We start from the raw sequence: 11,026 nt of genomic DNA, 5'->3' as shown, positions 1-11,026 counted from the left end.
GCACAAATAGTTGCAATCGCAGCAGTTAAAGTTGTTTTACCATGGTCAACGTGACCGATTGTGCCCACGTTTACGTGTGGCTTATTACGTTCAAACTTAGCCTTAGCCATGTTTATAGTCCTCGTTTACGTCGAACACAATTCTGAGTAAGACCCAGCATCGACATATCGCCTAAAAAATCAAACACCCAATACTTGAAAAGCAGACTAATAAGCCTGCTTTTTAAATCTTTGTAGAAAATCTACTAAACTGTATCTGGAGCTCTTATCGAGATTTGAACTCGAGACCTCTCCCTTACCAAGGGAGTGCTCTACCACTGAGCTATAAGAGCGATTATCCTTCGATGGAGCGGGAGACGAGGGTCGAACTCGCGACATGCAGCTTGGAAGGCTGCCGCTCTACCAACTGAGCTACTCCCGCACGATGCTGGTATACTTAGCACTTCAATCGAAGTTAATGGTGGTGAGAGAAGGATTCGAACCTTCGAAACTTTCGTAGCGGAGTTACAGTCCGCCCCCTTTGACCGCTCGGGAATCTCACCACTTCACACTTATTTCAGTGTTATTCTTCACTTAACAACTTCACACTTTTAGATGGTGCCGGCACACGGATTCGAACTGTGGACCTACTGATTACAAGTCAGTTGCTCTACCAACTGAGCTATGCCGGCGCTTCTTAGTGTTTCGTACGTTTCGTATCGGAACGGTGTGCAGTTTAGCAAAACTTCCAAACGATGCAAGTGGTTTTTTTAAAAAAATCGCTAAAAACTCATAAAATCAATCCGTTTGATGATAATTCAACCGCTTTGATCACTGCGCGAGCTTTTATTTGTGTTTCATTCCATTCTGATTCAGGATTTGAGTCCGCAACCAGCCCTGCTCCAGCCTGCACATACACTTTTTTATCGCGGATAACACACGTACGGATTGCAATCGACATGTCCATTTCACCATGCCATCCTAAATACCCCACTGCCCCGCCGAAAACGCCTCGCTTAACAGGCTCAACTTCATCAATGATTTCCATTGCACGAATTTTCGGTGCGCCAGATAAAGTACCTGCTGGGAAAGTTGCTTTAAATACATCTAAGGCATCGATATCATCACGAACTTCACCCTGCACATTTGAAACAATGTGCATGACATGCGAATAGCGCTCAATCACCATTTGATCAGTAACTTTGACCTTACCAATTTTAGAAACTCGACCAACATCATTTCGACCAAGGTCAATCAACATTAAATGCTCTGCTATTTCTTTTTCATCAGAAAGTAAATCTTTTTCTAAAGCGATGTCTTCTTCTTTAGTTTTTCCACGCGGTCTTGTACCTGCAAGTGGGCGGACTGTCGCAATACCATTTTCTAGTCGAGAAAGAATTTCTGGTGATGATCCTACAATATGGAATGGTTTGTTATCTGTAATTGTTTGACCCTGCACCAAAAACAAATATGGCGAAGGATTTAAATGACGTAAAGCACGGTAAACTTGCAAAGCCTCACCATCAAAATCCGAAACCATACGCTGGCCCGGAACAACCTGCATAACATCGCCCGCTCTAATGTATTCTTTTACCTTCTCGATTGTTTCAAGAAACTTAGCCTTACCCGTAATCGATTCAAAATGAGGCGGTGTATGCGGCTTAGCTTGCAAACTCACTGGTGTAGCTAATAACTGCTCTAATTGATCTAACTTTTGCTGAGCATCTTCATAAGCATCTGGCTGCGTTGTATCAGCATGGACAATTAGAAATAAAGTATCTTTAAGGTTATCGAAAACAATGACTGTTTTTGAAAGCATCAACCACAAGTCTGGTAAAGCAATTGGATCAGCGGCAGGTACATTCTTTAAGCGCGGCTCAATATAACGAACTGCATCATAGCCCAAATAACCAACTAGCCCACCAGTAAAACTTGGTAATGCTGGCAGAAGCTCAGCTGGTGGCACTGTAAATTGCTTCTGAAATTCACGAATATATTGAAATGGATCTAGGCAATCTTCTTGTGTAATCGAACCATCAGCATGCTGTATAGACAAGACCCCTGCATTACATGAAAAAACTGTCGATTCGCCTAAACCGATCATGGAATAGCGCGCCCAGTTTTCACCACCTTCAACCGACTCAAATAAATAAGCTTGTTTTTGGTCCTTAAAACGAGCAAAAACAGATAAAGGTGTTTCCGTGTCTGCTAAACGCTGGCGATAAACAGGAATCGTGTTGTAACCTGATGCCTTAAGTTGTTCAAATTGCGCTAATGTAGTCATGAATTTTTCTCTAATATGGTTTCGATTTAAAACGGTGTTTTTCTAGTTTCGATTTAGACACGCCATCGAAAAACCATACGCTTATTCATGCTGATCTCCATTTCACTCATTAGATAATTAACTCAGCCAAACTATCAACCACTTGCTGAGGTTGGCAATCATAGATATTTTCTCCATGATTATAGCCATAGCTAACCACAATACAATCAATTCCCGCGCGCCGTGCAGCCTCAATATCATTACTTGAATCGCCAATCATTAGCGCGTGCGAAGCAGATATCTTTAAACTTTGCATACAATGCAACAAAGGCAATGGATGTGGTTTTCTCTCTGGCAAACTATCTCCCCCAAGTACAACTTGAAAATAAGAAGAGAGTTCCAATGCATCCAGTAATCCTTGAGCAAGTTGCACAGGCTTATTGGTAACACATGCCATATGTATATTCAAAGTTTTACAATGCTTTAAAAACTCAGTTACTCCAGGATAAATTTGAGTATTTACACAAAGCTCTGCACCGTATACATCTACAAATTTTTGTAATAAAACTTTATGTTGTTCGGTGTCTAATTTTCCAAATATATGAAGCAAAACACTTTCACAAAGTTTTGAAGCTCCTTTACCCACCCATTCTCGTATTTGTGCTTCAGTTACCAATGGCCAACTTAGCGCTTGTAAACTTAAATTCATGGATCGATATAAATCAGCTGCAGAGTCAACTAACGTTCCATCTAGGTCAAATAAAATTAAATCGCGCTTATTTAGTTGTGCAACAGACATCTTCTTATACTCAAAATTAAAAAGGCATGCGTTTAGCATGCCTTGATTGTAAAAGCACCAACGAATTATTTAAAGAATAACCATGCCAATAAAGCTAAGATTACTAAAATAATAATAGTGATCAAACCAACTGAAGCATTCTTCTGTTGCTCTTTTTCTTCAGCAACACGAGAAACAGGCTCATCAAAGGCAACAGGTGTCTGTTGTGGTTGTACATTAACATCTACACCTTCCGGGATCGGTGCAGGTTTTGGAATAGAGATATTTTGCGGCATACCATCGCGACTGACTTCTATTTCAGCAGCACGCTCTGTAAGACTCGGCATTCCTTGATCACTTAAATCTTGCGATGGGGCCGTATTTACAGGCTCTACTTCAATTTCAGGCAAATCGTCTATTTCCTGCACAGGCGCTAATACAGAAAATTTAAAGCTCGCAAATTGAACAATATCACCATCATGCAGCTGTTTTTCTTGCTCAATACGAATATCGTTTATGAATGTGCCATTCGATGAATTAAGGTCTTGCACCCATAGCAATTGATCTTTTAAAAGCAATGCAGCGTGGCGACGTGAAATTTCAGCAGCTTGTAACAACACATCAGCATCTTGATGGCGCCCCACCAACATATCACGATCAATACTAATTTCTTGGCCAGTAATTTCGCCAGTAATTGCTTGTAATTTCCAAGTCATGCGTATGTCCTATTTCACTTTTTATCAATCATAACATGCTACTACGGCGCTGTGCTTGGACGCAGTGTCGTTGTTGTTACTGTATTTTTAGTACGATTAATTTCAGGCTCAGGCAACTGTAAGGTTTGCTTTCGAACCGCAGGTTCTACCGCTACGGGTGTGGTTACTGTCGAGCTTTTGCCACCTGAAGGAACCTGTTGATAATTTTTTGGCTGAGAGGTAACACTTGGCAGTGTCATCTTTTGATTATAGACATCATCAACCTGCTCAGGCAGTTTGGCAAAATTGCCATTTTGATCCATCGCCAATTGCAAGCTATAAAGCTGATTATAGCGCTGCTGAGACAAACGGCGCACATCATTCGCATCACCCACAATTGTTGGATGAATAAAGACAAGAAGATTACGCTTCGTATTACTTCTGCTGTCTGAACGGAATAACCTACCTAGGTATGGAATGCTGCTTAACCCAGGAATACCTTGACGACTAAGCTCAACATCATCAGACACCAAGCCACCTAAAACAACTGTTTGTCCATGCTCGGCCAATACAGCAGTTTTAATAGCACGTTTATTAGTAATTAAATCGGCTGCCTGACCTTTACTGGTCTGAACATTCGAAACCTCTTGCTCAACTTCGAGACGAACCGTACCACCTTCACCGATATGTGGAACAACTTTTAATGTCACCCCGACATCTTTTCGTTCAACAGTTGTGTATGGATTGATACCTGTACTATTCGTAGTGACCGACCCTGTTACAAATGGAACGTTCTGACCTACAACAATATAAGCCTCTTCATTATCCATAGTCACAATGGATGGTGTCGAAAGTAAATTTGATTTGGTGTTAGCTTTGAGGGCTTGAATTAATGCACCATAAGCCTTACGGGAATTCTCAAAATTACCTACAGCAAAAGTTGCACCATTACCTTTATTGGCACCACCAGCAATAGCGGATGCCGCTCCAGCCGAACCACCAGACAAATAACCAGCAGCAATAGAAGATAAACTTGCACCCACATTACTGAAGCTAAGCAAGCCTATTCCACTAGATAGATCACCTAGCGCCCATTGAATTCCGAGTTGATCTGCATCATCCCCTGAAACTTCAATAATGGCAGCTTCAATTAAAACTTGCTGACGACGAACATCGAGTTGCTGGATAGCAGATTCAATTTCACGCATTAATTGTGGATCAGCCTTAACCACTAACGAGTTTTGGGCATTATCCGCGATAATGCTCACACCATTTTGGCTAAAGCTAGAGATACTGTTTTGATTGTTGTTATTTGAATTACCATTTAGGTTAATAGATGGAGTAGAAATTGAGCTACCATTTGAACCAGATGTATTTGAGCTGGAATTCTGGTTATTACCCATCAAATTATTGATCGGATTCGACGAGTTAGAAGAACCATTATTACTATTTGACGAAGAAACAGCCTGTCCTGTTACGAGACCTTGTAAAATCTCAGATAAGTTTTTTGCACTTGCATATTTCAGTCGAAAAACTTTTAAGCCCCCTAAACGATCTGCTGAAGGCACATCAAGCATTTCAATCATGTGGCGAATGCGTTTACGCGTTTCAGGGTCACCCTTTACCAAAATACGATTCGTTCGGTTGTCTGCAATAATGCGAATACGTGCGCCACTAAAATCTTTCGAAGCACCCGTTGCGCTCATTGCCTCAAGTTGAGTAATGATTTCTTCTGCTTGGCTCGATTGGAGGCTTATTGCCTCAATATCATTTTGTCCCGTACCATCAAGGTTACGAATGATATTTTCAAGTTGGTAAATATTCGCAGCTCGGTCCGAAACAATCAGCGCATTAGTCCCTGCTATCGCAGCCATATGTGCAAATTGCGGCATTAAAGGGCGAAGTGCTGGAATTAAGTCATTTGGATTGGTATTTTCAAGCCAAATGACTCGAGTGACGATTTGATCACCACGCAGCCTATTTCTAGAATCGTAAGGAATTCCCGAATTTTTCACATTGCTATCTGGCACCAATTTGATGGTATTCCCAGAAGGAATTGCCACCACCCCATTTACATTTAAGACCCCAAGAAACAGATCATAAACTTCATCTTTATTGAGTGGTTTATTCGATATTACTGTGACATTGCCACGCACTCGCGGATCTACTGCAAAGTTTTTCCCCGTGATATCTGCAACTTCATTAATAAATGCAGTTAAGTCAGCATCACGTAAATTGATCTTCCATGTCTGGGCATAGACGCTGCTGCTCACTGTCGCAATCAATGGGGCTGCTGCAAGTAATGCCCAAAGTGGACGTTGATGATTCAATAAAGCCATAACTTGCGATAATTCCTAACTCTTATGGTGACGTGTTATCACTAAAAATTTTGTTGTATGGTCATCACTTGATCACCACGTTTTATTTCTATTTTCACTTGCCCAGCTCGACGAGCTTGTTCAAGTAACTGCACATCCGTTTGTCCTTGCCCAACCGTTTGACCATTTAAAGAAACAATCCGGTCACCCGGCCTTAAACCTAACTTATTTCGAAGCGCAGTGGGTGTACGTTCTGTAACTTCAAAACCTTCACTTGAGTTACCGCTTACACCCATATCACGTAGATATTGTTCACGGTTCCCTTGCATTTGCTGAATAGCTTGTCCAAGCGCTTCTTGAGTCGTATTAACAGGTGCCGACGGTTGAGACGCTGTAGCAGCCGGTTGTGAGGCATCTGGCGTCATGGGCTGATATAAACCGTTTGGCAAACCTTTGAACTGAAGTTCACGAGTACTGCCATTACCTTGATGCAATATAACGTGATCCCAATAAACTTCTGCCAACTGATAAGATGTAGAGCCTATTGTTTCCCCCACCCGATATCGGTCAGCAGTATTATCAAGCTTAATAACCGCTGAGGAAAAACGGTTCGGATAGCCCACCATCACACCCTGCAATTCTAGGTTGACATTTTCCTGAGCTGCATTGGCTGAAGGTTCATTAAAAATCGAAAAAGTACTAATGTTAGGAATTTGCGGCTGCTGTGATCCTAACTCTACCCGATCGAATTGCATCATTTGGGGAGGTGCAATGACCCACCAAAATAATGAAGCTAATTTCCAACACAGCCATAAAATTAAAAAGGCAAATACGACAACACTTAACCGATCTAATTTTTGCCATTGTAGTTGCTGTAATTTTTCAATCCATACTTTCATTATTAGTTACTCCCTTGTATTAAGGGTTGACGAGAACTAATGACAAAAGTATCTAAACCAGCTTTTCCATCATAAGACGGAATATTCAGTAATAATCTTTGTGTAAGCTGCACATCAAGCATCATATTGGCATCTAATAGAAGATTTGCCATTTTTTGACTGCGTTGATCACGTATATCAACCTGTAATTGGCCATTTTGATCCGTTAATTGCCCATTTAAAGAAGGCATATTCATCCGGTCTTGACGGTCACCAATATTATAAATTAAAGCACCACCACCCCAATGCAATTGACCATCAACTGCAGCGAAACCTTGCTCTTTTTTATAATTAAAATCAATATCTTTTAACTGGATACTGTTCACAGGCCATTGCCAGTTCACAATTTGTTTTAATGTTTCAGGCGCAATTTGACCATTCATTGCTCTAACAAGTACTTTTTTACCAACACCATAGGCCATTACCCCAGATAATTGGGTATTTCCACTATGGATATCCACATCAGCCGCGAACCTTAATAAAAACAGGTCAAGAGGTCTAGTTTTCCAATGAATCGAGCCTCTCAAAGTACCGCGCCGCCAATCTGCTTGGCCCTGCCAGATATTTCCACTTACATTGTGTAGAGTTTGATTATTCTTTGAAAATTTAGAAATAAGCCACGTCGCTGGGATCTGTAAAATAATAAAAATTAAAAATGCAATGAGGGCAAATAACCACCACTTCCACTGCTTAGACTTTTTCTTCATTCAGCCTTACCAACATGCAAATTATCGTCCTTATTTTGAGAGTAGCTCCCTAGTCTGACATTATGCATACTTTTTCAACATCGCCAATTCACTTCATATAAAAAAACCAAGCAATCAGGCTTGGCTTCTGTATTAAGACTATAAGTTGAACGTATGACAAAATCATGAAAACTGGCTAATCAACTTACTAAATGTACATTTGATCTCAACAATCTATTTAAAGATGAATTTAAACACTCAAATTCTTAAATAATATTTATAGCAAAATTTTAAATATTTTCATGCATAAAAAAACCAGGCAAATTTGCCTGGCTTTTTAGATCAGCAATACGATTAGATTAAGAAATCTTCAAGTTTTGCGCCTTTTTCAATTTCAGCAACTAACCAGCGTGGTTGTTTACCACGACCAGTCCAAGTCTCTTCAGAATTGTTTTTGTTGCGGTAACGCGGTTCAACAGATTTACGTGTTGTTTTCTTACGTTTTTGAGCACCAAACTCAAGAAGTTGTTCAACACTAAAACCTACATTTTCAGCGATCTCGATAATTTGATTATAAGCATCTTCGATTGCTTGATCTTTTTTACTTACAATTAAAGCCTCAGCTTCTTCTTGTAAACGTTTTAACTCTTCAACAGATAATTCACTGATATCCGGTTTCATTAATAAACACTCCAGTCTTACAGACAATTCAAAATAATACAGACAAAATTTAAAAACATAAAATCAAGACCAATATTATTTATAATCTATTCAATAAGCAATAGTTTGAAAGCCGTGTTCATCAGAATAATCAAAAAAATTACCTTTTAATTACATTATCAATTATAAATGACATATATTTTATTAATATTTATTTAAGATAAATGTATTAAGTCATGTCCAACAGTTTTTTCTAGCTCAATAATTTTTTGTTTTATCTCTTGAGGTATTTCACATTTTCGTTCTGTTAATTTATCTAGGCATACCATAACAGCTTCACCCGTAGCTACGATTTGTTGTTGTGTTTCGCTCCATAATATATAAGCCATACGGAATGCACTATTACGGAGCTCTTCCACGCGAACACCAACTTTCAATACATCGGGATAAAAAACGGGCTTTAAGTATTTGCATTGGCTTGAAGCGACAACGGTATATAATTGTGGGGTTAATATATTTATCGCTTCCATATATAAAATACGTGAGCTTTCAATATATCGATAATATTGTACATTATTGACATGACCAAAAGCGTCCATATCTCCCCACGCTACTTTCTGTTCATATATTATCGGGTAGACAGACAGTTCTTTCATTTTTACCTCATATTTTAAATTTTAAAAAATTCGCATCATTTTCAAAGATTAGGTTTAACTGATTGATTAACACTTCATCTTCTTTAAGGGTAGACTTAATACGCAAATAGCTCATTAAAATATTATCTGGATATAATGTTAATAATGTTTCAGCCTCTGCTTGACGTCCAGTTGCCATATAGACATGCCATTTTGCAAAAGTTAAAACTGGCAAATTCATATATTGATTTTCAAGCTCAATAATTTTTTCTTCGACATCAGCATAGTCTGGAACCTGTTTAAGCAATTGTTGCTGAAACCACAGGTAAAACACTTCTGGATCAAACTGCTCTTTTAATAAATGTAGTGTTAAGGCTGCATGCTGCATGCTCATATCAGGCATACGTGCTAATAGTTTGAGCCATAACAACTTACTGCTATAAGGTCGAGTTTGGATCTCAGACTCCAAATCTAGATAACGTTGTTGCAAGGCATGCAGGTCATCAATAGAAGCTTGATCAAATTGCTGAAGAAGTTGCTGCAACCATAAATCACGGTGTTCAGCATCTAATAATCCATACTTCATTGACCGTAAATATACCCATGGATGTTGCAGCGCTAATTGCCCCCATAACGCCGTTAATCTTTGCTGGTAGGCTGTTTCTATTTCCTCAAGCCAAGGCGATAACTGATGCTGGTATAAAAACTCAAGATGAGTTAATGCACGGTCAGATTCATTTTGGGCTAAAAAGATTTCGATTCGCTCTAACTCTGCCAATTCAAATGCCATGGGTGGTGATTGATCTAAAGCAGCCAATGCTTTTGGATAGTCTCCACTTAAAACCAGAAACTTGGCATCAATAATATTTTTTAGAAGTCCTGATTGAGTAAAAACACGTTCAATAAATACACGTTGGTCTTCGGCAGCCTCTAATAACCAAACAATACCTAATTGTTCATAGGGATGAAGGTTTTTAAACTGGAAGATGTTTTCACTTTTTCTTTGCTCACGAGAGGAATAACGTTTAATCCAAAGCCATATGAGTTGAGCAATAAAACTCACTACCACAAAAGCAAGGGTTAATCCCCAGACATTTGTTTGCAACTGCAATTGTCGCCAGTAGATATAGACATACCCCATTCCATAGCCATAACTAAATAAAGCTAAAGCTGCAAAGAGTATTAAGCTAATTACGAAATAAACCGACAGGAGGTGTTTCATATCTCCTCCTTATGAGCCAATTAGACCAAGTGTAGATAATTTAGGAACAGGCACTACCGATAAATGTGCCACTTTAGCAATACGTTTTTTTAACTGCTGACTCGTTGCATCAGGCATTTCATCTAGCTTTTGCATCACAGATTGCAACTCGTTTTGGTACTCTGTCATTTTCCCTTCATTGAGTGCCTGTTCAGCAATTAATAATCTTAATTGCACTTCTTTGAGCACTACACTTCGATTCATTAAATTAATAGACGGCGTTTCTACTTTTTCTATACGGAACCATTTTTTCCACCAAGACACAGACTCGGATTGATCCATCTCAAGTTTAGGCTGAGCTAAGGCTTGCTGAATATTCTTATCAATTGTCTGTAATAAATCGTCAATCAATTGATGGCGTTGATTTTGGGCCAATGTGAATTGCTGAACCGCCTGTTTATCCTGCTCAAGCGATTGGTTCAAGCTATGTTGCAATGCAGGGGCAATTTCATAGTGTAGAAGAGATTGCTGTAACTGGTTTAATTGATCAACTGCGTAAATCAATTGTTGCTGATCAATTGCAAATTGAATTAAATCCAACTTTTGTTTTATTAAAACTGTAGGGGCAATACCCATCGGCGGGACTTCTAAATGGCCGGCCGGACTCAGTTTATTCCCTGTATTTACAGGTTGATTCTGTAATTGTCGTTGTAAAGCAACCAATTGATCATTTAGATTGGCATAGTGTTGTTCTGATTGAAGCAGACTTTGCTTAAGCTCGGGAACAGTACGGGAAATTTGCCACATATCGTAACTAAGCTTAGCCAACCAAGCCATGCCCAGTAAAATGATGATAGAAACAAGTTTTCTCATA

The 11,026-nt window shown here is 39.4% G+C and carries 11 protein-coding genes and 4 tRNA genes; all 15 read right to left on the bottom strand.

Translation table 11 applies throughout. From position 1 onward, the window contains the following. Positions 1-110 (bottom strand): GTP-binding protein (locus ASF86_RS19515; protein ID WP_017396676.1); only part of this gene is annotated, 110 nt, incomplete at its 3' end. Between the two features lie 146 nt (positions 111-256). Beyond that, positions 257-331 (bottom strand) — tRNA-Thr (locus tag ASF86_RS18305). 13 nt (positions 332-344) lie between these two features. Further along, positions 345-420 (bottom strand) — tRNA-Gly (locus ASF86_RS18300). Between the two features lie 37 nt (positions 421-457). Continuing rightward, positions 458-541: transfer RNA gene (locus ASF86_RS18295), tRNA-Tyr, on the bottom strand. A 53-nt stretch (positions 542-594) separates the two neighbouring features. Then, positions 595-670: transfer RNA gene (locus ASF86_RS18290), tRNA-Thr, on the bottom strand. A gap of 98 nt (positions 671-768) precedes the next feature. Further along, positions 769-2,262 (bottom strand): anthranilate synthase component I, encoded by a 1,494-nt coding sequence (gene trpE, locus ASF86_RS18285; RefSeq protein ID WP_005037269.1) that lies wholly within the window; start codon positions 2,260-2,262, stop codon positions 769-771. A gap of 109 nt (positions 2,263-2,371) precedes the next feature. Then, positions 2,372-3,040 carry a phosphoglycolate phosphatase gene (locus tag ASF86_RS18280; protein ID WP_056484326.1) on the bottom strand — a complete coding sequence of 223 codons (669 nt, stop codon included), beginning with the start codon at positions 3,038-3,040 and terminating at the stop codon, positions 2,372-2,374. 65 nt (positions 3,041-3,105) lie between these two features. Next, entirely contained in the window at positions 3,106-3,735 is a 630-nt protein-coding gene (locus tag ASF86_RS18275) for an FHA domain-containing protein (protein WP_056484323.1), read from the bottom strand. Between the two features lie 41 nt (positions 3,736-3,776). Next, positions 3,777-6,053, bottom strand: coding sequence for a type II secretion system secretin GspD (gene gspD / locus ASF86_RS18270; RefSeq protein ID WP_017391171.1), 2,277 nt, complete (start codon positions 6,051-6,053; stop codon positions 3,777-3,779). Between the two features lie 41 nt (positions 6,054-6,094). Continuing rightward, positions 6,095-6,931: a type II secretion system protein N gene (locus ASF86_RS18265; protein WP_056484320.1), complete on the bottom strand. Its 837-nt coding sequence runs from the start codon at positions 6,929-6,931 to the stop codon at positions 6,095-6,097. Between the two features lie 2 nt (positions 6,932-6,933). Further along, positions 6,934-7,677 carry a type II secretion system protein N gene (gene gspN / locus ASF86_RS18260; protein ID WP_003654488.1) on the bottom strand — a complete coding sequence of 248 codons (744 nt, stop codon included), beginning with the start codon at positions 7,675-7,677 and terminating at the stop codon, positions 6,934-6,936. A 333-nt stretch (positions 7,678-8,010) separates the two neighbouring features. After that, positions 8,011-8,337, bottom strand: coding sequence for an H-NS family nucleoid-associated regulatory protein (locus ASF86_RS18255; RefSeq protein ID WP_003654486.1), 327 nt, complete (start codon positions 8,335-8,337; stop codon positions 8,011-8,013). Positions 8,338-8,531: 194 nt separating this feature from the next. After that, on the bottom strand, positions 8,532-8,972 hold the full coding sequence (locus ASF86_RS18250; protein WP_056484315.1) for an acyl-CoA thioesterase: 441 nt from the start codon (positions 8,970-8,972) through the stop codon (positions 8,532-8,534). Between the two features lie 7 nt (positions 8,973-8,979). After that, a complete protein-coding gene (locus tag ASF86_RS18245) occupies positions 8,980-10,173 on the bottom strand; it encodes a hypothetical protein (RefSeq protein ID WP_056484314.1) in 1,194 nt (397 codons plus the stop codon). A 9-nt stretch (positions 10,174-10,182) separates the two neighbouring features. Beyond that, the gene (locus tag ASF86_RS18240) at positions 10,183-11,025 is read right to left on the bottom strand and encodes a hypothetical protein (RefSeq protein ID WP_005037281.1); all 843 of its coding nucleotides are present in this window, start codon (positions 11,023-11,025) and stop codon (positions 10,183-10,185) included. Position 11,026: the final 1 nt, after the last annotated feature.

The organism is Acinetobacter sp. Leaf130 (assembly GCF_001423205.1).
GTDB lineage: Bacteria > Pseudomonadota > Gammaproteobacteria > Pseudomonadales > Moraxellaceae > Acinetobacter > Acinetobacter calcoaceticus.
Note: the sequence above shows the minus strand (reverse complement) of the source record. Positions and strands in the feature narration are given on the sequence as shown.

Excerpts from the sequence above, each read along its gene's own strand:
- trpE (WP_005037269.1), bottom strand. The coding sequence starts at position 2,262 with ATGACTACATTAGCGCAATTTGAACAACTTAAGGCATCAGGTTACAAC.
- ASF86_RS18280 (WP_056484326.1), bottom strand. The coding sequence starts at position 3,040 with ATGTCTGTTGCACAACTAAATAAGCGCGATTTAATTTTATTTGACCTA.
- ASF86_RS18275 (WP_056484323.1), bottom strand. The coding sequence starts at position 3,735 with ATGACTTGGAAATTACAAGCAATTACTGGCGAAATTACTGGCCAAGAA.
- gspD (WP_017391171.1), bottom strand. The coding sequence starts at position 6,053 with ATGGCTTTATTGAATCATCAACGTCCACTTTGGGCATTACTTGCAGCA.
- ASF86_RS18265 (WP_056484320.1), bottom strand. The coding sequence starts at position 6,931 with ATGAAAGTATGGATTGAAAAATTACAGCAACTACAATGGCAAAAATTA.
- gspN (WP_003654488.1), bottom strand. The coding sequence starts at position 7,677 with ATGAAGAAAAAGTCTAAGCAGTGGAAGTGGTGGTTATTTGCCCTCATT.
- ASF86_RS18255 (WP_003654486.1), bottom strand. The coding sequence starts at position 8,337 with ATGAAACCGGATATCAGTGAATTATCTGTTGAAGAGTTAAAACGTTTA.
- ASF86_RS18250 (WP_056484315.1), bottom strand. The coding sequence starts at position 8,972 with ATGAAAGAACTGTCTGTCTACCCGATAATATATGAACAGAAAGTAGCG.
- ASF86_RS18245 (WP_056484314.1), bottom strand. The coding sequence starts at position 10,173 with ATGAAACACCTCCTGTCGGTTTATTTCGTAATTAGCTTAATACTCTTT.
- ASF86_RS18240 (WP_005037281.1), bottom strand. The coding sequence starts at position 11,025 with ATGAGAAAACTTGTTTCTATCATCATTTTACTGGGCATGGCTTGGTTG.